Here is a 21,902-nt window from a genome sequence, read left to right as displayed (position 1 = left end):
GAAGGTAACGCTACCCGAACAGCGCGAGGAACACCAATGGCAGTGTCCCCTAGCCTCGCCGGGCGCAAACCCGGCCGAACTTGCAATGGGGATATCGCCGTTGCCCTGACGCCATGGCAGCAGAGGTATACTCTGACATTCAGGCCGGCGCCGGGCGCGTCTGGCCGCCGCTTCCCACAGGAGAACCGTATGATTCGATCCACCCTGACTGCCGGCGTCCTTGCCGGCGCAGCGCTGTTTATGCAGCCCCCGGCGGGCGCCCAGATACCGGACGCCGTGCTGGCCGGCTCTGCCGCCAACATCGAGGCCGACGTGCGCTTTCTCGGCGATGACCTGCTCGAGGGTCGCGAGGCGGGCACCCGCGGTTTCGATCTCGCTGCACTCTATGTTGCCACGCAGTACCGGCTGATCGGACTCGAGCCCGCGGGCGATGACGGCAGCTATTTCCAGAGCGTGCCACTGATTCGCGGCGTGCGCGACAGAGAAGGCGCCCGCTTTGCGATCACGCGGGGCGACGAGGCGCTGGAATTCGTCTTTGAGGATGAGTACCTGCCGGCGGTGAATTTCAGCACAGGGGAGGAATCCATCAGTGCGCCCATGGTGTTCGTGGGTCAGGCTGTGGCGGCGCCGCATCACGATCACGACGATTTTGCCGGTGTCGATGTCGCGGGCAAGATCGCGGTTGTGCTGAACAGTGCCCCGGCGTCGTTTCCGGACGCCGAGCGCGCCTACTATGCACACCGCATCGAGAAGTGGCGCGCCCTGGAGGAGCGTGGCGCGGTTGGCATGATCACGCTGGGGGATCCGGAGCGGGAGGCGAAACGGCCGTGGTCGCTCGATGCACCCAACTGGAAGCGACCCTTCATGCGGCGTCTCGACGCCGATGGCCGGCCGGCTGACGATTTCCCCGGGCTGCGCGTGCGCGTGAGTGCCAGTGTCGGCATCGCCGAGCGCGTCTTTGCCGGCTCGCCGTATACCGCGGCTGAGGTGTTCGCGATGCTGGAGGCGGGTGAACTCGTGTCATTCGATCTGGCGGGAGAGGCAACGCTGTCAACCCGTGCCACGCTGGACCGGCTGGAAAGCAGCAACGTGGTCGCGCGGCTGCCGGGCAGCGACCCGGCACTGTCGCAGGAGCATATCGTGATGACCGCGCACCTGGATCACGTTGGCTTCGGCGCCCCGGTGAACGGCGACACCCTGTACAACGGCGTCCAGGATAACGCCATGGGCACCGCGACCATGCTGGAAACGGCGAGACTTCTCGCCGACAGCCCGGAATCCTTCGCCCGATCGTTCCTGTTTGTGGCGCTGACCGCCGAGGAAAAAGGCCTGCTGGGGGCCTACCACTACGCCAACACGCCTACCGTTCCCGCCGACGGCATTGTCGCCAACGTGAACATGGACATGCCGGTAATCATCGGCGACGTCACCGACGTGATTCCGATCGGCATAGAGCACTCCACGCTGGGCGATGTCACGGAGCGTGCCGTCGCGCAGGCCGATATAGTGCTGACACCGGATCCGGCGCCGGAAGAGGTGGTGTTCGTGCGCAGCGATCAGTATCCCTTTGTGCGCGCCGGGATACCTGCGGTCTATCTGAAGGGTGGCGTCAAGCTGCGTGACGGCGGCGACGGTGAGGCCATCGTCAAGGCGTTCCGCGCGAAGCGCTATCACCTTCCGAGCGACGATCTCGATCAGCCGCTGTACTGGCCGGCAGCCGGACGACTGGCCTACGTGAATTACCGCATCGGTTCGCTGATTGCCAATGACCCCGAGCGGCCGCAATGGCTCCCGGACAGCTTTTTCGGGCAGACTTTCGGCAAGCACTGATAAACCGGCCCGGGAGCCGGCGATAGCGCTGGCCCCCGGACGTGCCCTGCCCGCGGGCAGCCCTTCAGAAGTTGTGAAAGAGATTCAGCTGTAGCTGGTTCTTCGCCCAGGGATCGGTGTCCTGGCGCATGACACCGAACTGCAGTCGGATGCTGTCGGACACTCCATAGCCAATCGCGGCGTAGACCCGGTTGCGGTCATAGGTATCCACCCGACGACCATTGCCGATGTCCTTCTCCAGGTTCAGGAAAATCTCGTTGTAGACACTGAGATAGATCGCTCCGCGGCCGAGGGTGTCCTGGTTCAGCGGGTAGTTGAGTGCGAGAAAATACCGGAAGCGGTTGCGGGTGCTCTGGCCCTCCACATCACGCTGCTCCAGGCGCAGCCTGTGCGTGACCTGCAGCCGCGATCCGAGTCGATGAGGAATCAGGGCCTCCTGATAGAGCCGGTTCTCCGTGGTGTTCCTGCTGCGGCTGCCATACTCACCCGTGGTAATGTTGGCCGCGCCAAAGGTCAGCTTTACCGGGGTGTTTTCTGGGCGCCAGGTAAGTCCACCGCGGATCAGCAGCTGCTCCATGTCGCCGAGCAGATCCCAGTTCCGGTACTGGACATCGCCCTGCAGACCAAAACGGCTGTCGCTGCGATCGTGATTCCACATGTACATGTACCACGCGCCGACTTCATCTTCATCGACGGTGGCCAGTGCCGGGCTCGCCAGCAGCAGCAACAGATACCCGGCAATGCATGGCTTCGCAATGGACAGCATGACAACAGCTCCTCAGCCTCTTCTGGCAAAACTGCGGAGTGTAGAGAACCAGGGGATTGCTGTCGCGCTTGACGGCGACGTTCCGTTCAGGCTTTGCCCGTCCGGGCGGCTTTACAGGCAACGACAACCGCGCGTCCGTAATTCCAGGGCGCGGGGTGATCCGGCATTCGCAGGTCGGCACTGTCAAAGCCCGAGGCAAGCAGTCGATCGACAATGTCAGCGCCGTAGTTGCGGAACGCCAGGATGCGACCGGCGTTGCCGACGGGATCACCGTGATATTCCGGCGTCAGCAGATGCTCGATATCGCCGCCCGCGGAGAGTCTGGCGCGCTCGATGGTGCGGCCGTGCACGTCTATCGGCACGGTGAAGACAAGGCGCCCCCCGGGCCTCAGCACGCGACAGACCTCGGCAAATCCGCGATGGTCGTCCGGCACGTGTTCAAACACTTCGGTCGATGTGCAGATATCGAAGCTGCCACTGGGGTGGGTCAGGGCCTGGACATCCTGGCATTGAATCGACCCCTGCCAGGCGCCGGGTGCCAGGTCCGCGAAGTATTCAGAGCCGGTGACAGAGCCGGCGTTGCGCTGCAGGAAGGCAAACAGGGCACCCCTGCTGGAAAGCTCGTAGACCGACTTCTGCGCGAGGTCCGGCTGACTCTCGAGCAGCACGCTCACCAGCGACAGGGTCACCGGCGTTGCCCGGCAGTGCAGGCAGCGGACGCCGGTCTCGTCGTTGGCCAGCCTGACGAACAGGCGCGTCTGTCTGCAAAGCGGGCAGGGGTGGCGCCTGAAACGCAGCTGGCCCGGCTGGATGCTGGCAAGCCTTCGGCTTATGGCATTGCGCATCGGCCCCCCCTGCAGGCGTTGTGCGACGACGCGACTTTCATAGGCCGGTGCGCCTGATCACGCGAATCGTATCGATAGCCCCGGGCCAGTCATCCCCCGCCGTTAGCCTGACAATGGCCCCATCGACGCTGACGGCTTCCGTGCTCGCGCCGAGTTCGCTGCGGGTCACCGGCAGCCAGGTATCGTATGCCGGCCCCAGAATGATCAGATCGTCCACGTCACCCAGCGGTGAAACCGTTTCCCGATCCGAGCGGCGGGCCACGTAGAGGTCCGGCGCACCGTCCGCGTTGACATCGTGCCAGAGCACGCGCGCGCAGTAGACATCACTGTCGGCCATGCCACTTTCGAAGCTACAGGGAAGGTATCCGTTGGCGGACAGGCCCAGTGTGTCAGAGAGTGTGCCGATATGGATTCTCTGCTGCCCGATGGGCTCGACGATGAAGGCGATGTGTGACGGCTTGCCGGCTTTCCCCGGCGCCAGCGCAAGGTCCCACCACCAGGTGTTTGCCAGCGCTGGACCTCCGAGTGAATGCTCCTGGAAGTCGAGCGTTCCGGTATTCATGTAGATCGAGAACCCCAGCGTTTCGCCGCAGGTCAGGATATCATCGAGTCCGTTGCGGTTGATGTCGTACACCGTGATACAGCGCCCCCCCTGGCGGTGGCCCAGCCTGGTGTCGATGGTCTGAAAACGCGTTCCCGTCCAGCGCCACACGCGGGAGCGATTCGGTAGCGCGTCGACTCTGTCGCCCCACACCGTGGTCAGCAGTTCGGGCGGGTGCTGTCCGTCGAAGTTGAAGAAGCGCGCGTACCTGCCACGCGCCGCGCTGTCCTCGGCACCATGATCCCGAATCTGCTCAAACCGATAGCCGTCGAGATTCCTCCAGAATTCGTTGGCGTTGCTACCCTTGCCCCTGCCTGCGCCCGATACGCAGAACACGTCGGGGCGCGCGTCGCCGGTGATGTCTGCGACGGCACAGCCGTGCCTGTCGTTACCGACGTCCAGCACCCGCAGTCCCTGAGAGGGTTTTCCGCTGTCTGCCACGGCGTCGCCAGCGGGATCGCCGAAAAAAAGTCGGGCGCCCTGCGTACCGCGGTGACCGGCAATCAGAATGTCCTGACTGCCATCCTGATCGAAATCGTCGCTGCCCATCCACCACACGGGCGCCGCGGTTGTCGCAAGCCGCGCTATGGTCACTTCAAGCGCTGTGGACCGCTGGGGATGTCTCTCTGACGAGCACCCGCAAAGGGTAGCGCACAGGAGTGCGACGATAATGCCTGGCTTCACAGGCGGGGCTCGCTCATGGGGCTGTGGTCTGGCTTGATCAACATCAATGGCCATGTCGTCGTAGCTGCTATGGTGCCTGAGTGGGATGATTGAAATCCACTGACTTGCAGCCTGTCAGAACGCTGCCCGAAGAAAACGCAGAGAGAGTTGTATGAAAGACGGAACGTTGTGTATTGCATTGGCGCTGGCGCTTGGCCTCACCGCCGGACAGACGCTGGCGGATGATCTGGCTGAACGCGCCAGAAGCCTGTTCGAGGCAGTGCCCCAGTCTCCTCCCGTCATTGACGGCAACGATATCACCGAGGAAAAAGTGGCGTTGGGCAAGATGCTGTTCTTCGAGCCGCGGCTCTCCTCAAGCCATCTCATCAGCTGCAATACCTGCCACAACGTGGGCATGGGCGGCCACGACTATCTGCAGACGTCGATTGGTCATGGCTGGCAGAAGGGACCGCGGAACTCGCCGACGGTGTTCAACGCGGTATTCAATGCCGCGCAGTTCTGGGATGGTCGTGCGGCGGATCTTGCAGAGCAGGCAAAGGGCCCGGTGCAGGCCGGAGTTGAAATGAACAGCACGCCCGAGCGTGTGGTCGCCACACTGAACAGCATGCCGGACTATGTTGAAAGGTTCCGGGAGGTCTTTCCCGGCCAGAGCGATTCCGTCACCTTCGATAACATGGCGACGGCCATTGAAGCCTTCGAGGCCACGCTGATCACGCCGGGCGCGTCCTTCGACAGGTACCTGCAGGGCGATGAGGATGCACTCGACGACAGCGAGAAAAAGGGTCTCGCCCTGTTCATCGACAAGGGCTGCGCCGCCTGCCATGGCGGCACGAACCTTGGCGGTCAGGGATACTACCCCTTCGGCCTGGTCAAGAAGCCGGGGGCGGACATTCTTCCGGTCGGTGACAAGGGACGCTTTGAGGTGACCCGCACCGCGTCTGACGAGTACGTGTTCCGCGCAGCGCCGCTGCGGAACATCGCGCTCACCGCGCCATACTTCCACTCCGGTGGTGTCTGGAGCCTGGAAGCCGCGGTGGCGGTGATGGGAACCAGCCAGCTGGGTACTGAACTGTCCGAAGAGGATGTCAGCTTCATTGTCGCCTTCCTGAAAACCCTGACGGGCGAGGTGCCGGACATCCAGTACCCTCTGCTGCCACCGAGCACCGATACCACGCCGAAGCCAGAATCCATGGAGCCTCAGTCGTAGACCACAGCCTCCACAATTGCCAGGTGATCGTCCACCCCGCGGCGGAAGGCGGCTTCGCTGATGCGCTCATCGTTGCCGTGGATGCGCACCATTTCTGACTCGGGGATGATCGCCGGCGTGAAGCCATAGCTCGCAATGCCGGCGTCACGGGTGAAGTGGCTGTCGGTGAACCCGGTGGAGACCGACGGCATGACCCGGGAACCGGGGTGGCGCTCTGCCGTGATGTCCGTAATGGCGCTGTAAAGCCGGGTACCGGTACCGGTGATTGCCGGTGAAAAGGCCATGATGACTTCCACTGCCACGCCGCTCGGCGCCACCAGCTGCTCGATTTCCTCCACGAAGGTATCGACCGGCTTGTCGGGCAGAATGCGGCAGTCGATCTCGCCCCAGGACTCCGGCGGGACCACGTTGATCTTGTTCGAAGCGGACATGCGGGTGATCGAACAGGTATCGCGGGTCAGCGCGTGCAGCGCGGGGGACTCCGCCTGCAGGCGTGCCATGAAACCGGGCTCCTCGATGGCGGATGCCATATCCGCGTAGGCCGCTGCCCACTCGTCGTCGGCACTTTGTGACAGGCTGCGGAACATGGCGTCGACCGGTCCTATAATGCGCGGCGGCAACGGGTTGGTGCGGACCAGTTCCAGCGCCTGAACCACGCGCGTGACCGACGAGGTGGGGTAGGGCATGGAGCCGTGGCCGGGCTCGTCGACCCCGGTCAGGCGCAGCCACACCGGCACCTTCTGCGTGAGCTCAACCGAGAAGAGGGTTTCTCCCTTGTCTGTCAGCCGCCCGCTGCCGCCCTCGTTCAGCAGCAATCCGGCATCGGCGAAGACCTCCGGATGGTTCTCCAGCAGCCATCCCGCACCGTACAGCCCGCCGGCTTCCTCGTCGGCGGTGGCGACAAACACGACATCGCGGTTGAGGGGCTTGCCGGCGCGATGCAGGCTGAGAAAGGTCGCCAGCTGGGTGATCCCGGGTCCCTTCATGTCCAGCGCCCCCCGCCCCCAGATATAGCCTTCGCGAATCTCGCCGGACAGCGGGTCGGTGCTCCAGTACTTGGGGTCTGCCGGGACGACATCGGTATGCTGCAGGAGAATCAGCGCCGGCTCGTCGCCGCCTTCAAGACGTGCCCAGATATTGCCGCGCCCCGGCGCACTCTCCGCCGCATTCCAGGGGATGCCCTCGGCATCAAAGATGGCGGCATAGAAATCCACCGCGCGGGATTCATTGCCCGGCGGATTGATGGTGTCTATGGACAGGAATTCCTGCAGCCAGGCCACGGCTTCATCGTCGAGAGACTGCGCCTGCGCCGGTATGACAGCGGCGAACAGCAGGCCGAGAACGGTTTGCCGTGACATCCTGCGGAAGAGCCCGCGGGTAAAAAAACGGCCAGCCAGGTGTCGGTTTCCAGTCATCTGCATGTCTCCATTCCTTTCAGGTTGTTGTGGGTCCGGGGTCCCTCAGGCCCCCGCATCGACACGACCGCGATCGATCCAGTCCAGAAGCCTCTCGAATACCGGCAGCAGGAGGTACCCCACCGCCGGCGTGTCGGGCTGCACGCCTGCGGTGAACAGCATGGGTATCATGCCCGCGCGCTGCGCGGCTTCGATGTCGTAGTGAAAGTCGCCCACGAAGGCGATCTCCGCCGGTGGCAGTTCCCAGTCTTTCGCCAGCGCCAGCAGGGCGCTGGGGTCCGGCTTGGGCGGCGCGTCTTCCCGGGCCTTGAGCGGCATCTGCGGCATCAGCAGGCGTTGCATGGTGCGCATGGCTGCGGCACGGGAATTGCGCGTCACAATGGCGGTGGGCAGGCCGCGATGGTGCAGGCCATGCAGTACCTGTTCCGCCCCGTGGATCCAGGTTGCCGCCTCCGCCCCGGCCATTTCATGCCGGTCGACAATCGCTGCCACGCGATCACGCGCGTCGGGGCAGTCCAGTCCGTCGATGTGTTCCAGCAGGCCGATGCCGTCGGGCACGTCCGCCTCGCGACGGATGGCGGCGAAGTCGAGACGGGAGTCCGCGAGCGTACCATCGAGATCGAAGATCACGGCGCGGGGCGGTGCGGCTGCTGCAATCACATTCTGTCTCTCGTCAGTCTTTCCGGTTGCCGGGCATCCTGCTCAAGCGCCCGCTCGCTGTCCCCAGGGTAAAGGGTCACCCCCGAGAGGGTGACCACCTGACTCGCCACAGGCCTGGGATGCAGATAACTGTATAACCATACGCCGAAGATGCCCGCCAGGATGGATGCCAGAGCAGATCCCCCCAGGAGCAGGGCGTAGGGAGGCCCTGTCCTCTCCGCCTCGGGGGCCGGCCAGTCGATCACGGACACCTGGGGATATTTCTCTACCTGACTGACGGAGATCTGTACCTGCCTGGCCTGAGTTTCCCGGTTGAGCTCTTCCAGCCGGGCGAGATCCTCTACCAGTGCCTGGTGCTTTGCGTAGATGGTATTGAATTCGGCGACGGCGCTCTTGTGCTGCGACAGACGGTTCTCGAGATTCGCCACTGACTCCCGCGCGGCTCGCCAGGCGCGTTCGGCGTTGGCGAGCTCGGCCTGGCTACCCTGCGAATAGGCGTTGGCGAGATCTGCCTCCAGTTTGGCAATCTGTTGCGGAATTTCCCGTAGCTGAGGCGCCTTGCGGATATAGTCGTCCGTGTAGCGTGCGCGCAGCTCTTCGAGTCGTGCCCGCAGCTCCGCCAGCGACTGGGACATGGCGCTGACATCACTGCGCTCGTTCTCCGGCACCACCTGCTCCCCCGCAGCCAGGGAAGCCCTGAGCGTATCGAGATAGGATTTGCTGCGCACTTCCTCTTCGATGGCGCGGTTGAGTGCGGTATTGAGCCCGTCAAGCTGCGACAGCACCGCGTTTTCCTGCCGCTCCATGGAGATGATGTCGTTTTCCCGCCGGTAACGTTCCAGGGCGTCGCGGGCGGCTTCCAGTCGTCCCGCGAGGCCTGTCAGCTCGTCGTCGACCTCTGTCAGCGTCTGCGCCTTGCGCGCCTCGATCTCGCGGGCGCGAATGCCGGTGTAGACCTCGATCCAGTGTTCCAGCATTACCGGCAGTTGCTCCGGCTCTGAGCCGACCGCCGCCAGCTCCAGCAGATTGGTCTCTGGCACGGGCCGTACGTCGAGGATGGCGCGCACTTCCAGCGGCGTCAGCATGAAACCGTAATCCTCGGCGAGAACGTCGGCGAGGCGCCGGGTGATCTCGCTCCCCGTCAGCGTCCGCCGCTGAATGGCCACGCCCTGGACGTCTGCTTCGAGCAGCTGCTCATCGATGGCGGTGGGGGCGCTCATCAGGACGGTAGCCGTACTCTCATAGCGCGTCGGCTGGAGCAGGGTGAACAGCAGGCCTGCCGCCAGCACGGCGAGCGTGGTGCGCGCGAAGACACGCCGGCGACTCCTGCCGTGCCAGCTAGTGTCGGTATCGGGGGTCAGGCTGGCGCTGTGCGCGCCGTCTCTCACGAAAACCATGCAGATTACCTGGCGTCGGGACGTGGGAACTCAGCGCTCAGTCTAGGCCATCGGCCCTCCTGACGCACGATATGCGCGTTGCGGCTGATGTTGCCGCGTGATCGGCAATGCAGATTTCCGGGGCCCGGTGCCTCGCTTGACAATACTCGTGTCCCCTCCATAAGCTCGAGCCTCTTCCCTGCATGGTGAATTGTTATCGTGACTCATTTGACTGCCTCTGACGAACCCGCCGTCATTCCCCGCTTTCTCAGTGGCTGGTTTCCGGCGCTGCTTGTCGCAGGCGCCACCGCGCTGTTCGTGGGTGTTGCAAACGCCGATTCGCGCTACGACCTGCCGATCAGGGAGCATGTCTTCGATAATGGCCTGCGGCTGCTGGTGCTGGAGCGCCCCGGGGATCCGCGTGTTGCGGCAAAGATTTTCACCGACATGGGTGCCATTCACGAAACCCCGGGGCGTCTCGGTGCCGCGCACTTCCAGGAACACCTGATGTTCAAGGGTACGCCCACCCTGGGAACCACGGACTGGGGACAGGAGCAGCCCATCCGTGAACGCATGAAAGCGGTGGAGGCGGCGCTTATCGAGGAGAAGAACCGGGCGCGCAACGTCATTCGCCAGCGCGGCGCCATCGATAGCTATCAGCATCAGGCAGAGACGCCGCGCATGGCCGAGCTGCGTGCGCAGCTTGCGGCACTGGAGGCCGAAAGCACGAAGTACCGACTCGGCGGCGCACCCAATCGCTGGTATCAGGCCTTCGGCGGCACCAACCTGACGGCCACCACCGAGCAGGAGTACATGAAGTTTGACATTAATCTGCCGGTGGAGCGCATTGATCTGTTCTTTCGCGTCGAGGCGGATCGCATGGTCAACACCGTCTTCCGCGAGTTCGAGCAGGAGCGCATGATTCTGGTAGAGCAGCGCCTCGGTGACCTCAACAGCCCGTCGACCCCCTACTACGAACAGATGAGCGCAATGACCGGCCTCATTCACCCGGTGTTCTGGCCCGAGGGTTACATGACCGACTTTTTCGAGTACACGCGAACATCCCAGCGCGATCTGTATGAAGAGTATTTCGTGGTCAACAATTCAACCATCGTGCTGATTGGCGGGGTCTCCCTTGAGGCGATGATTCCGCGGGTCGAGCATTATTTCGGCTGGATGGAGGCAGCGCCGGAGCCGACACGCACGCCGGCCGTGGAACCGCGTCCTGCGGCAGAGCGGCGACTGGTTTACCGCAACGACGATATCGAGCCGCGTGTGGAGCATCGCTACCTGATCCCGGGTGTGGGCCACCCGGATCGACCGGCCTTTGATGTCCTGGGCAGGATTGCGTCTGCGCGGCTCTCTGCGGCTGCCAGCGAGGAGGGCATCGGTGCGAGGGTGAACGTCAATACCCGGGTGATCCATACCGATCGATTCGGCGTGCCGGCGACCATCAACTTTGAACTGATCCTGGATAACGAAGCCCAGCTGGCTGACGCCGAGACACTGCTGGCATCAACGCTCGACTCACTCACGCAGGCGCCGACGCGGGAAGAGGTGGCTCGCGCGCAGAAAGCGCTGCGCGCAGACTGGTACCGGACGGCCCGCGATGCCAGCGCTCTGGCCTTTGAAATCGGCCACTTCCAGACCATGGACCGGTGGCAGACGCTGCAGGGTTATCTCGAAGCGCGCGACACCACCACAGCGTCAGATATTGCACGGCTGGGTGAGCGCTATTTCATCGACGACAATCGGACCGTGGGCATCGCTCGCTCGCGCAGCAATCCGACCCACGCGGAGGCAATGCGATGAGACGGTTTGCAGGGTTATTCAGCGCGACGCTGGTCTGTGCACAGATGACTGTATGGCTGGCAGCTGCGCCGGCAGCTGCCCAGGACTACACGCATCCAAAGGCGATGTCCCTGCCGGCGCCGGCGTTCCAGCGTCCCGCGGCCGCCGACCTGCAGCTGGTGCTCGACAACGGTCTCGTTGCTTACGTGGCCGAGGACCGGCGTGCGCCGCTGGTCACCATCAATGCCTACATCGGTGCGGGCAGTGGCCACGGGGCGCCCGGTAGCGCCGAAGCGATGGCGGCGGCGCTGCGGCGCGGCCCGGCAGGCATGACGCAGGCGGCGTTCCGCGCCGCGCTCGCTGACATGCAGGCCGAGTATACGGTGACGCTCGGGCACGAGGAGACGCAGCTATCCCTGGATGTCCTCGCCGAAGATGCCAGCGCAGCGCTGGAGCTGATGGCGAGCGTGATTCGTGCGCCGGCCTTTGCACCCCAGGCGGCAGGCCCATCCGTCAGTGAGGCGTCCGCTGGCGTCGCTGGCGGCATCGATTACGCGTCCTCACTGCAGGGCGCCATCGACCTGTTTGAGAGCAGGCTGTTTGAGGGGCATGCGTTCGGACGCCGCGCAGACGGTTCCAGCGCAGGGGCAAAAGCCCTCCATGAGGAGATGGCTGGCGGGGGGAATATCACGCTGGCCGTTGCCGGGGATATTGATCCGGCCGCTGCCCGCCGGCAGATCCGCGAATTGTTTGCGGGGATTACCGACGGCCGCAAAGACGCCGGGTCCGTGTTCGAGCCGCTCGCCCCGATGACCTCGCGCTCACTGTTACTGGCCGACGTCGATCGGGATCAGGGATGGGTAGTGATCGGACACGAACTGCCGGCGATTCCCCCGGAGGACGAAGCGGCACTGCACGTCATGGACTACATTCTCGGTGCTTACCACCTCGATTCCCGCCTTTACCGTAGCTCACGGGAACTGCGGGGCCTGACCAACGACAACAGCTCCTTCCTGCAGCCTGGCGTTCGTGGCCCCGGGTCCTACACCTTCCGCACCTATGGGCGTCCGGAGGCGGTGCGCCTGCTGGTTGACGTGACCTTCCGGCAGCTCGCGCTGATGCGGGATACCCGGGTGACTGAGGACGAGCTGTTTGTCGCCAAGGGAGCGTTGGTCGACGGTATCTATGCCGAGCGCTACGCGACAGGCCTGGATGCCGCCAACGCTTATGCGGTGGAATGGCTGCGCAACGGCAGCCATGATAGGTCAGCGAGCTACCCGGCGCGTATCGCCGCTGTTACCGCGGAGGAGGTTCAGGCCGCGGCGCGGAAATACATTCATCCCGACCGCATGACGATTGCGGTGGTGGGTCCGCTGGACAGGATCCGCCGCGCCCCGGCCATGGAAGGGGAGGCCCAGCTGGAGGACTACGGCAAGTCGCCGCGCCGATAGCCGGTCATCAGTGACCTGCCAGAGTCAGGGTCCGCGGTTCTTACAGCTGCGGCCCTGAAGGCACCAGTGCCGCGCCACCCTCGGTATCCGTGTACTGTGCGAAGTTGTCGATGAACCGCGACGCGAGATCCCGCGCCTTCTTCTCCCACAGGGCCGCGTCGGCGTAGGTGTCACGGGGATCGAGAATACCCGTGTCGACACCGGGCAGCGCGGTCGGCACCGCCAGATTGAATACCGGTATTGTCGTGGTTTTGGCGTCCTCGATCGAACCGTCCAGGATCACATCGATAATGCGACGGGTATCCTTGATCGAGATGCGCTTGCCCGAGCCGTTCCAGCCGGTATTCACCAGATAGGCCTCGGCCCCGACGGCATCCATCTTCGACGCCAGTTCCTCGGCGTAGCGCACTGGGTGCAGTGTGAGAAAAGCCTTGCCGAAGCAGGCGGAAAAGGTTGGCACGGGCTCGGTGATACCGCGCTCGGTACCGGCGAGTTTTGCCGTAAAACCCGACAGGAAATGGTACTTGGCCTGATCCCGGGTGAGCTTTGATACAGGTGGCAGGACGCCAAAGGCATCGGCCGTCAGGAAGATCACTTTTTTCGCATGGCCGCCTCGGGACACGGGCTTGACGATATTCTCGATGTGGTAGATCGGGTAGGAGACGCGACCGTTCTCGGTGATCGAGTGATCGAAGTAATTGACGTTTCCCTGGTCATCGATCACCACGTTCTCAAGCAGTGCGTCGCGCCGGATGGCGCGGTAGATGTCGGGTTCGCTGTCCGGATCCAGGTCGATGGTCTTCGCGTAGCAGCCGCCTTCGAAGTTGAAGATGCCCTCGTCGTCCCAGCCGTGCTCGTCATCGCCGATGAGGCGGCGCTTGGGGTCTGTCGAGAGGGTCGTCTTGCCGGTGCCCGAGAGTCCGAAGAAAATGGCGACATCCCCGGACTCCCCCATGTTGGCACTGCAGTGCATGGCAGGCATGTGATCCAGCGGCAGGTAGTAGTTCATCATCGCGAACATGCCTTTCTTCATTTCGCCGCCGTACCAGGTGCCGCCGATCACCTGCATTCTCTCGGTCATATTGAACACGGTGAAGACCTCGGAATTCATGCCGTGCTCCCGCCAGTCGGGGTTGCTCGTCTTGGAGCCGTTGAGCACGACGAAATCGGGTTCCCCGTAGTTTGCCAGCTCCTCCCCGGTTGGGCGGATGAACATGTTCTTCACAAAATGCGCCTGCCAGGCCACTTCGACGACAAAGCGCACTTTCATGCGTACCTGCGGATTGGCGCCGCAAAAGGTATCGACGACGAACAGCCGTTTCCCCGAGAGCTGCTCGGCAACGCGGGCTTTCAGGGCTTTCCAGACTTCCGGCGTCAAGGGCTTGTTGTCGTTCGGCGTTCCCTCGGATGTCCACCACAGATGCTCTTTGCTCACGTCGTCGTAGACGATAAACTTGTCCTTCGGCGAGCGTCCGGTGAAGACGCCGGTGCGCACCGCGACGGCGCCCGACCGCGTGACGACCCCTTTTTCGTAGCCCTCCAGATCCGCACGGGTTTCTTCCGCAAACAGCTGCTCATAGGAAGGGTTGTGCACGATCTCCTGCACGTTGCGGATGCCGTGGGGTGACAGGTCGATGTTGCTGGCGATATCAGTGGCCATGCGTGTTCTCCTGGAATGTCGGCAATCAGTGCCGCAGCTGTCTCGAAGACTCTCTTCATCATACAAAACGCGGGGATCAGCGCCTATGCTGCACATTGATCCAGGTCATGACCGGCGCGAACAAGCGCTCGGTGCGTGGTCCCCTGGCGACGTGGCACCCGATACTGAAAACCGGGATGCCGCGGCGGCAGGCGCTTGCTATGCTGGCGAGGATTCGCACAGCACATTATCGCAGGTGCCACGATCCTGATGCCCAGACCATGACGCTTTCCGCCGTCGACAACGCACTGCCGATTCAGGCCGTCATTGGCGACATCCGTGCGGCGCTGATCGGACACGATACCCTGCTGCTCGAGGCGCCGCCGGGTGCCGGCAAGACCACCGTGGTACCGCTGGCGCTGCTGGATGAGCCCTGGCTGGCGGGCCGGCGCATTGTCATCCTGCAGCCGCGGCGTCTCGCAGCGCGCACTGCGGCCGCGCGCATGGCGGAGCTCCTCGGCGAAGCGCCTGGCGAAACCGTAGGTTACCGTATCCGCCTCGACAGCAGGGTCAGCGCGCGCACCCGTATCGAGGTGATTACCGAGGGCATCCTGCTGCGCATGTTGCGGGAGGATCCGGCACTGGAGAGCGTGGGGCTGCTGATCTTCGATGAGTTCCATGAGCGCTCGGTCGATGCCGATCTCGGTCTGGCCCTGGCGCTGCACGGTCGCGCCACGTTCGAGGCCGCCAACGCAGCTCGCATTATCGTCATGTCCGCAACGCTGGGAGATGCCTCGCTGGAGCACTATCTCGACGCGCCGAGGATACGCTGCGAGGGTCGCCAGTATCCGGTCACGCTGCGCTATGGGGCAGCGCTCAGGCCGCGCGAATCCGTGGTCGACAGCATGGTCGCAGCGCTGGAGACGGTCTGCCGCGACCACCCGCAGAGCAGTGTGCTGGCCTTTCTTCCCGGGCGTGGAGAGATTCACCGTGTCGCGGCGGGCCTGTCACTGCCGGCGGGTACCCAGGTGCACCCGCTGTACGGCGATCTGGACATGTCGGCGCAGCGTCGCGCTATCGCGCCCTGTCCCGCGGGCATCCGAAAGGTGGTGCTGGCAACCAATGTGGCAGAAACCAGCCTGACCATTGACGGCGTGGATGTGGTGGTGGATGCCGGACTCGAGCGCCAGGCGCGCTTCGACCCGGGCAGCGGCATGAGCCGCCTGCACACGCAGGCCATTTCCCAGGCATCTGCGGTGCAGCGTGCCGGCCGCGCCGGACGCCTGCGTCCGGGCTTCTGCTACCGGCTGTGGAGTGAGTCCCGCCAGGCACAGTTGAGTCGGGAGCGCAGTGCCGGCATTGAGGTAGCCGATCTGGCGCCGCTGGTGCTGCAGCTGTTCGCCTTCGGAATCTACAGTGCGGATGAACTTGACTGGCTGACGCCACCCCCGGCCGGAGCCTTTGCCCAGGCGGTGGATCTTCTGGCAGCTTTGGGGGCGATAGCAGGCGAACCCGGAAAGCGGCGAATGACGCCCTACGGTAACGCCATGGCGGGGCTCGCCGTGCATCCGCGCCTGGCGCACCTGCTGCTCGCAGGTCGCGATATTGCGGCGGCGCGACACGCCAGTCTGATCGCTGCAGCGCTCTCCGAGGGCCTGCCACGGCAGGGAGAGTCAGCGGATCTGCGGGGCTGGCTGGACCTGCTGGACGGTGACGCTTCCTCACCGGGGCGGCTGAAGCCCTGGGTGGCACGTACGCGCGAGGTTGCCGCGCAATTGCGCCGGCAGCTGCCGGACGGCGAGGTCTCTCTGCCGGCGCTGCCTGCGCGACCCGACGATGCGCAGGTCACCGGCTATCTGCTGGCCTGCGCCTACCCGGACCGCATTGCGCGGCGGCGGCATAGCGGGGCATATCAGCTCAGCAATGGTCGTAGCGCCCGTTTTGAGTCGGCATCACCGCTGCAGCGGGAAAAGTGGCTCGCGGTAGCGGAAGTCAGCGGTATGTCGGGTGGACGCAGCGACACGATTCGCGCGGCAGCGCCACTGGATGTTCAGCTGTTCTCATCGCAGCTGGCGCCGCTGCTGCGGGAACAGACACGGGTGGGCTGGGATCGTCAGAGTGGCCTGTTTGTCGCCGAACGCCAGCGGCGCATTGGCGCACTGCTGCTGGCGAGCGAAACGCTGAGCGAGGTCACGGCTGATCAGCGCGTCGACGGCCTGCTGGCGCTGATTGCCGAAGCGGACCTGGACAATCTTCCCTGGACAAGCGAGGCGGAGAATTACCGCGCCCGCGCCGCGCTGATGGCATCGCTGGTTACCGACTGGCCTGCCTTTGACCGGCAAGCGCTGTGTGACACCGTAAGCGACTGGCTGGCGCTCTATCTCGCGCCGGTAAAAAAGCTGTCCGATCTGAAGAAGATTGACCTCATCGGTGCGTTGAAGGCCCGGCTAAGCTTTGCGCAACAGCAGCAGCTCGATCGCTGGTTGCCAGAACGCTGCGAGGTGCCATCGGGATCCCGCGTGAAGATCGACTATTCACAGCAGCCGCCGGTGCTGCCGGTGAAGCTGCAGGAAATGTTCGGCGCCCGCGAGACACCGACGCTTGCCGAGGGGCGGCTGGCGCTTGTGGTGCACCTGCTCTCCCCGGCGGGGAGGCCGCTGCAGGTGACCCAGGACCTGGTCAGCTTCTGGAACGACGGCTATGACGCGGTCAGGAAGGAGATGAGGGGCCGTTACCCGAAACATCCCTGGCCCGACGACCCGCTGCAGGCGGTCGCCACGGCGCATACGAAAAAGCGTGCTTCCGGGACCTCGGGGTAGGGGCGGCGCTGGAATCTGCCAATTCCAGGGTCACCCCGGGGCGTCACGATCTTTCAGCCAGCGCTCGAAATCCCCGGGCGTGAGTGGGGCGGCGAACAGGTATCCCTGCACTTCGTCGCAGCCAAGAGACGCCAGGAAGTCGTGACATTTCCGGGTTTCGACGCCCTCGGCAACCACGCCGTAGCCGAGATCGTGGGCCATGGAAATGAGCGATCGAACGAGGGTCTGGCTGCGCTCCCTGTGCTCAAGCCCATCGATGAAGGATCGGTCAATCTTGACGATGTGTGCCGGAATCTTCTGCAGGTAGGCCAGACTGCTGTAGCCAGTGCCGAAATCGTCGATGGCGATCCTGATGCCGGTTTCCATCAGCGCTTTGAGCTGCTCTCTGGCGGCGCGCCCATTGCCTATCAACCCGCTTTCCGTCAGCTCTAGCTCGATCGCCGTGCAGGGAAGCTGCTCGGCGTCAAGGTAGTCAATAACACGTGCCGTAAAATCGCTTTCTTCCAGATTTGATGCGGCAATGTTGATCGAGATCCGCAACCCGCGATTCTGTTCATGCCAGATGGCGGCCTGGCGTATCGCGCTGCGCAGTACCCAGTCGGTCAGAGCTCGCGCCATGGGGGTTTTCTCCACCAGCGGAATGAATTCGCCGGGGGAAACATTGCCCAGGGAACTGTGGCGCCAGCGGATCAGGGCCTCCGCACCCAGGCAGCGGCCGGAGGCCAGTGCTATCCGCGGTTGATAGACCATATGGAGCTGATCGTCGTTCTCCAGCGCCTGGCCAAAGTTGGTGATGAGGCCAAAACGACGCTGGTGGCTGGCATCGGATGCCTCGGAATAGATGCCTGCCGGCATTTCTGCGTCCCGGGCGTCCCTGGAGGCACTGTGAGCGGTCCGCAGCACGCTGCCGGGAGTGGTCTCCCCGGCCCGGAAGGGGGCGATACCGATCACCGGCTGCAGCATGAACGGCGACGATTCGCCAATACTGAGCCCGAGCAGCGCATCGCGCAGTGCTTCAGCACGCTCAAGCACCCGGGTTTCGTCTCCGGTTTCCAGGTGCGCGAACTGGCACGGGCCAATGTGATAGAGCCGGGTCGCCTGTCCCAGGTTTTCCCGCAGCCGTGCACCGGCCTGGCGTGACAGTTCCTCAAGATAGGAGGGCCCCATGACCCGCTGCAGCGTGCTGGCCTCACTGAGATCCACCAGCTCAGTGCTCAGGGTGTAGTAGGTACTTCCAGCCCGGTCCCGGGCCAGATCCTCCAGGTCCTCCACAAACTGCAGGTAATTGGGGAGTGTGGTGGTCGGATCAATTCTGCCTACCGCATGCTGGAGGTCAATCTGGGCCATGACCATTGCCGCAAGATCCCGCAGGGCGTCGAGCTCCTCCTCGGTTGCCACGCGGGGCTCGGTGCCCAGGACACACATGGCTCCGAGGGTGTAGCCATCGCGTGTCGTCAACGGTGCACCGGCGTAAAAACGCATGCCGGATTCAGCCAGAACGCTGTTCTGATAGGTGGTCGAGGCCAGCAGATCCTCCACCACAACCATTCCCGAGGTATCCGCGACTTCGCCACAGCAGGCCCGGAACCTGGGTATTTCCTGATGTTCTACCCCGACCCGGGATTTGAACCACTGCCGATCCTCATCAGACAGTGAAATAGCCGCAATCGGCAGATTGAAGATACGGCTGGCCATTCTCGTAATTCGATCAAAGCTCTCACTGGGCGTGGTGTCCAGGAGATTGAGCTGTCGCAATGTGGCAAGTCGTTTGGCTTCGTAAGCGCCCATGGGCCGCACACCGAATCTGGCAGATGCAGATCTGTCTGAAATGCTGAATGATGAGCAGAGCTGGCGGTGAGGTCAAACAGGCAATCTGCAGAAAATTATCAGATTTTTTCATTGCAGTGGCTCACGCCCGTTCTGATCGCCTGCTGCAACGGCTAGAATCTATCCATGTCACCCGTCAACATCGATGAATTCCACTACGTCACCTCCGAGGTGCTGTGCCTGCTCTACAGCGTCTTTCCGGTTCGTCATCTGCTGCTCGTGGAGGACCTGATCGGTCCGATACAGTGGGACATGACCGGCCTGCCGGATCGCAAGTCGCAGGCCTGCTTCGAAACGCTGATCTGGCTTTCCGCGCATGATCTGCTGACATTTCGCAGCATAGAGCCACGCAATATCGGTATCGAGGGCGCGGTGCTCACGCAGAAGGCCTTTGTTCTGCTCACCGGGTCGGTCACCTGGGATTCCGGCGAACCCCTCAGCCGGGTTGATGCCATGCAGGAAGCGCGGCAACAGCTTGCCTACGGTGACCTGGGCGCCATCATCAACGATCTGCTGCGGGCGAACTGCCAGTGGGGCGCGCCGACCGCGGCGACCCCACTGAGCAGGACGACGGCATTTGCCGTCGTGAGCGAGGGCGATTGACGGCTATTTCAGGTGCTCCTCGAGATACCGCGTCATTGTTGAGTAGAGGTGCAGCTCGGTGCCATCACCCAGCGTGAGTGCGTGCCGGCGGTTCGGGTAGGGAAGGAAATCAAAGGGCTTGTTCAGTCGCACCAGTTCGTCGATCAGTCGCTCGGCGCTCTGGTAATGCACATTGTCGTCGCCAGTGCCGTGAATCAGCAGCAGCTTGCCCTCGAGGCCGGCCGCGTGGGTAATGGGTGAACCCTGAACATAGCCCTCGGCGTGCTCGTCGGGCAGCCCGGAATAGCGCTCCTGATAAATTGCGTCATACAGACGCTGGTCACTCACTGGCGCCCGGGAAATGCCCACACTGTAGGCCTCGGGGTGGCGGAACAGCATGTTGAGGGTCATCGATCCGCCGCCGGAATGCCCCCAGATACCCACGCGCTCGGGGTCGAGGTAGTCGTGTCTGGCAAGCAGGGCCTGCAGGCCGTCGTATTGATCCCGCGAAGACAGGATGCCGATGCCGCCATACAGCGACTTGCGCCAGTCCCGCCCCTTGAGTGCGGGCGTGCCCCGGTTGTCGATCGAGGCGACCGCATAGCCGCGCTGGGTCATGAGCCAGTGCCAGAGGTTGCGATCCCCGACCCAGCGGTCGCGAACGGTCTGGCCGGCAACCTCTCCGTAAACGTACATCAGCAGGGGATACGATTGCCTGCGGTCAACGTTGGCAGGGCGAAGCATGAAGCCATCCATGACCAGGCCGTCCCGCGCCTTGACGCTGAAGAATTCCGGATCGCCGCCCGCCAGCGTCGAGAGCCGTTCGCGCAGCGCGCTGTTGTCCTCCAGCATCCGGCGTTCAGCGTGGCCGGGCAGAGTCACGAGACGGTACTGCGGCGGCTGCAGCAGGCGCGAGTGCCGGTGAATTGCGTGCTGGCCATCGTCGGCGATGTCGTAGACGTTATCACCGCTGAACGACCCCGGCGTGATGCGCGCGGCCTCATTGCTGCCATCAAGCGTCGTCCGGAACAGATAGCGCGATGCGCTGTCATCGGGCGACGCCGTGAAGTACAGCGCGTTGTCCGCCTCGTTGACGGCGACCAGTTCGTCAACGTCGTAGTCACCGGGAGTGAGATCGACCAGCGAACTGCCATCGCGGGATACCCGGTAGATGTGACGCCAGCCGCTGCGCTCGCTGATGAGCGTGAAGAACTTGCCGTCCTGCAGCCACTTGACGTCGTGGAAGTCGTCAAGGTGGGTGGCTTCCTCGTCCACCAGCACCGGCGTCAGCGAGCCGTCTGAGGCATCGGCGTAATAGAACTGGTTGCGGTTCTGACGCCGGTTGACCTGCTGCAGCAGCACCGCATCGCTCGAGCCGGCCCACTGCATCCGGGGAATGTAATGTTGCCGGGGGTCGCCGGGCGGTTCCACCCAGACAGGGTCGCCACCCTCGATCGACACCATGCCGATGCGCGCGGCGGAAACCGTCTCACCCACCTTCGGGTAGGGAATGCGCGTGACGGTGGGGTAGAGCTCCGATGTGTTGTCGATGATGAGAAAGTCGCGAACGCCCGAGGTATCAAACTGCCAGAAGGCGATGCGTGCGCCATCGGGGCTGAAGCGGAAGCCGTCGCGAATGCTGAATTCCTCCTCGTAGGCCCAGCTCATGATGCCGTTGATGATGGCCTCGGAGCCACGTTCCGTGAGTTTGTGGATGTCGCCGCTGTCGCTCTCCAGGAAGATATCGGCGTCACGGACATAGGCCACGGCCCGCCCGTCGGGGGAGAATTTGGCGAACTGCAGTGAGGAGGGCGCGGCATCCGTACCGCCGAGCTGTCTGAGATGACCGGTGTCCAGGTTCAGCACCCAGTAGTCGCCGCGGCTTTTCACCCGCCACACCTGCTCGCTGTTGGTGTAGATCAGCAGGCGGCGCCGGTCGTCGGACCAGGCGTAGTCGTCAACGGCCAGCGGGCTATCCCGGCCTTCCGGCGTGAGCTGCTTCGTCGTGACCAGCACGCGACGCTCCAGGGTGGCGAGATCGTAGGCCACGATCTCCTGGGGCGGCGGTGTCTCCTCGCCGTTTTCATCGACACCGGCCTCACGCTCTTCGTGACCGGGGGCGGGCTCGAGCGCGGTATAGGCGTTATCCGCGGTCAACCACTGCGTGGCCCCGGGCTCCTTTGCCGCGTAGTCTTCCGTGCTGAAAATTGCTTCATTGGTGAGCATTGCGTTCGCCTGCCGTGCGTCTTCGTCGGCGACCGTCTTGGCCGGGGCAGTGGCCCACAGGGCAATGGCCCCCAGAGAGAAAAGCATCATGCGGCGTGCAGTGGGCGGCAGGGACATGGGAGGCCTCTTGTCAGCAGGGTGAAATGCATCTGATGAAGTCTCGCGTTGCCGGCGTCTGAGGTC

Annotated in this window: 15 protein-coding genes; 6 read left to right on the top strand and 9 right to left on the bottom strand. The window is 63.6% G+C overall.

Annotated elements, in window-relative coordinates; all coding sequences use genetic code 11:
* Positions 1-189: 189 nt before the first annotated feature.
* The gene (locus EV688_RS07365) at positions 190-1,830 is read left to right on the top strand and encodes a M28 family metallopeptidase (protein ID WP_162883814.1); all 1,641 of its coding nucleotides are present in this window, start codon (positions 190-192) and stop codon (positions 1,828-1,830) included.
* Positions 1,831-1,894: 64 nt separating this feature from the next.
* Here the strand turns inward: EV688_RS07365 and EV688_RS07360 are convergent, their stop codons facing one another.
* The 3 genes from EV688_RS07360 to EV688_RS07350 all read right to left on the bottom strand — a co-directional run bounded on the left by EV688_RS07360 (position 1,895) and on the right by EV688_RS07350 (position 4,636).
* Positions 1,895-2,596 carry a DUF2490 domain-containing protein gene (locus tag EV688_RS07360; protein WP_117315621.1) on the bottom strand — a complete coding sequence of 234 codons (702 nt, stop codon included), beginning with the start codon at positions 2,594-2,596 and terminating at the stop codon, positions 1,895-1,897.
* An 86-nt stretch (positions 2,597-2,682) separates the two neighbouring features.
* Positions 2,683-3,441 (bottom strand): class I SAM-dependent methyltransferase, encoded by a 759-nt coding sequence (locus EV688_RS07355; protein WP_117315623.1) that lies wholly within the window; start codon positions 3,439-3,441, stop codon positions 2,683-2,685.
* A 37-nt stretch (positions 3,442-3,478) separates the two neighbouring features.
* Positions 3,479-4,636, bottom strand: a complete 1,158-nt coding sequence (locus tag EV688_RS07350) for an FG-GAP repeat domain-containing protein (RefSeq protein ID WP_162883815.1) — start codon at positions 4,634-4,636, stop codon at positions 3,479-3,481.
* Positions 4,637-4,877: 241 nt separating this feature from the next.
* On the opposite strand from EV688_RS07350, the gene EV688_RS07345 reads away from it, so the two are divergent.
* Positions 4,878-5,933 carry a cytochrome-c peroxidase gene (locus EV688_RS07345; RefSeq protein ID WP_117315626.1) on the top strand — a complete coding sequence of 352 codons (1,056 nt, stop codon included), beginning with the start codon at positions 4,878-4,880 and terminating at the stop codon, positions 5,931-5,933.
* Here the strand turns inward: EV688_RS07345 and EV688_RS07340 are convergent.
* The 3 genes from EV688_RS07340 to EV688_RS07330 are packed head-to-tail and all read right to left on the bottom strand — an operon-like array spanning position 5,924 to position 9,405.
* Positions 5,924-7,348, bottom strand: coding sequence for a M20/M25/M40 family metallo-hydrolase (locus tag EV688_RS07340; RefSeq protein ID WP_240624247.1), 1,425 nt, complete (start codon positions 7,346-7,348; stop codon positions 5,924-5,926). The genes EV688_RS07345 and EV688_RS07340 overlap by 10 nt on opposite strands.
* A gap of 45 nt (positions 7,349-7,393) precedes the next feature.
* Positions 7,394-8,008 (bottom strand): HAD family hydrolase, encoded by a 615-nt coding sequence (locus tag EV688_RS07335; RefSeq protein ID WP_205686516.1) that lies wholly within the window; start codon positions 8,006-8,008, stop codon positions 7,394-7,396.
* Complete coding sequence (locus EV688_RS07330) at positions 8,005-9,405, bottom strand: GumC family protein (RefSeq protein ID WP_205686517.1); 1,401 nt, start codon at positions 9,403-9,405, stop codon at positions 8,005-8,007. Before EV688_RS07330 ends, EV688_RS07335 begins: the two co-directional genes overlap by 4 nt.
* Positions 9,406-9,603: 198 nt before the next feature.
* Between EV688_RS07330 and EV688_RS07325 the strand changes: the two genes are divergently transcribed.
* Together EV688_RS07325 and EV688_RS07320 are read left to right on the top strand one after the other, a co-directional pair.
* Entirely contained in the window at positions 9,604-11,196 is a 1,593-nt protein-coding gene (locus EV688_RS07325; protein WP_240624248.1) for a M16 family metallopeptidase, read from the top strand.
* Positions 11,193-12,626, top strand: coding sequence for a M16 family metallopeptidase (locus EV688_RS07320; protein WP_240624249.1), 1,434 nt, complete (start codon positions 11,193-11,195; stop codon positions 12,624-12,626). Before EV688_RS07325 ends, EV688_RS07320 begins: the two co-directional genes overlap by 4 nt.
* Before the next feature lie 40 nt (positions 12,627-12,666).
* On the opposite strand, the gene pckA is transcribed toward EV688_RS07320, so the two are convergent.
* Entirely contained in the window at positions 12,667-14,286 is a 1,620-nt protein-coding gene (gene pckA, locus EV688_RS07315) for a phosphoenolpyruvate carboxykinase (ATP) (RefSeq protein WP_162883816.1), read from the bottom strand.
* Positions 14,287-14,393: 107 nt separating this feature from the next.
* Here pckA and hrpB point away from each other — a divergent pair, with 107 nt between their 5' ends.
* A complete protein-coding gene (gene hrpB, locus EV688_RS07310) occupies positions 14,394-17,084 on the top strand; it encodes an ATP-dependent helicase HrpB (RefSeq protein WP_240624250.1) in 2,691 nt (896 codons plus the stop codon).
* A 30-nt stretch (positions 17,085-17,114) separates the two neighbouring features.
* Here hrpB and EV688_RS07305 read toward each other — a convergent pair whose 3' ends face one another.
* Entirely contained in the window at positions 17,115-18,872 is a 1,758-nt protein-coding gene (locus EV688_RS07305; protein WP_117315628.1) for a sensor domain-containing phosphodiesterase, read from the bottom strand.
* 165 nt (positions 18,873-19,037) lie between these two features.
* Between EV688_RS07305 and EV688_RS07300 the strand changes: the two genes are divergently transcribed.
* A complete protein-coding gene (locus EV688_RS07300) occupies positions 19,038-19,514 on the top strand; it encodes a hypothetical protein (RefSeq protein WP_117315630.1) in 477 nt (158 codons plus the stop codon).
* A 3-nt stretch (positions 19,515-19,517) separates the two neighbouring features.
* Here the strand turns inward: EV688_RS07300 and EV688_RS07295 are convergent, their stop codons facing one another.
* The gene (locus EV688_RS07295) at positions 19,518-21,836 is read right to left on the bottom strand and encodes a S9 family peptidase (RefSeq protein WP_240624251.1); all 2,319 of its coding nucleotides are present in this window, start codon (positions 21,834-21,836) and stop codon (positions 19,518-19,520) included.
* Positions 21,837-21,902: the final 66 nt, after the last annotated feature.

The sequence above is a fragment of the Chromatocurvus halotolerans genome, assembly GCF_004340525.1.
Taxonomy (GTDB): domain Bacteria; phylum Pseudomonadota; class Gammaproteobacteria; order Pseudomonadales; family Halieaceae; genus Chromatocurvus; species Chromatocurvus halotolerans.
The sequence above is the reverse complement of the archived record's forward strand: the minus strand, read 5'-3'. Positions and strand labels throughout refer to the sequence as shown.

What these genes read in the sequence shown, in the direction of transcription:
- EV688_RS07330 (WP_205686517.1), bottom strand. Translation starts at nt 9,405, where the DNA reads ATGGTTTTCGTGAGAGACGGCGCGCACAGCGCCAGCCTGACCCCCGAT.
- EV688_RS07320 (WP_240624249.1), top strand. Translation starts at nt 11,193, where the DNA reads ATGAGACGGTTTGCAGGGTTATTCAGCGCGACGCTGGTCTGTGCACAG.
- EV688_RS07305 (WP_117315628.1), bottom strand. Translation starts at nt 18,872, where the DNA reads ATGGGCGCTTACGAAGCCAAACGACTTGCCACATTGCGACAGCTCAAT.
- EV688_RS07365 (WP_162883814.1), top strand. Translation starts at nt 190, where the DNA reads ATGATTCGATCCACCCTGACTGCCGGCGTCCTTGCCGGCGCAGCGCTG.
- pckA (WP_162883816.1), bottom strand. Translation starts at nt 14,286, where the DNA reads ATGGCCACTGATATCGCCAGCAACATCGACCTGTCACCCCACGGCATC.
- EV688_RS07295 (WP_240624251.1), bottom strand. Translation starts at nt 21,836, where the DNA reads ATGTCCCTGCCGCCCACTGCACGCCGCATGATGCTTTTCTCTCTGGGG.
- hrpB (WP_240624250.1), top strand. Translation starts at nt 14,394, where the DNA reads ATGACCGGCGCGAACAAGCGCTCGGTGCGTGGTCCCCTGGCGACGTGG.
- EV688_RS07300 (WP_117315630.1), top strand. Translation starts at nt 19,038, where the DNA reads ATGTCACCCGTCAACATCGATGAATTCCACTACGTCACCTCCGAGGTG.
- EV688_RS07360 (WP_117315621.1), bottom strand. Translation starts at nt 2,596, where the DNA reads ATGCTGTCCATTGCGAAGCCATGCATTGCCGGGTATCTGTTGCTGCTG.
- EV688_RS07355 (WP_117315623.1), bottom strand. Translation starts at nt 3,441, where the DNA reads ATGCGCAATGCCATAAGCCGAAGGCTTGCCAGCATCCAGCCGGGCCAG.
- EV688_RS07340 (WP_240624247.1), bottom strand. Translation starts at nt 7,348, where the DNA reads ATGACTGGAAACCGACACCTGGCTGGCCGTTTTTTTACCCGCGGGCTC.
- EV688_RS07345 (WP_117315626.1), top strand. Translation starts at nt 4,878, where the DNA reads ATGAAAGACGGAACGTTGTGTATTGCATTGGCGCTGGCGCTTGGCCTC.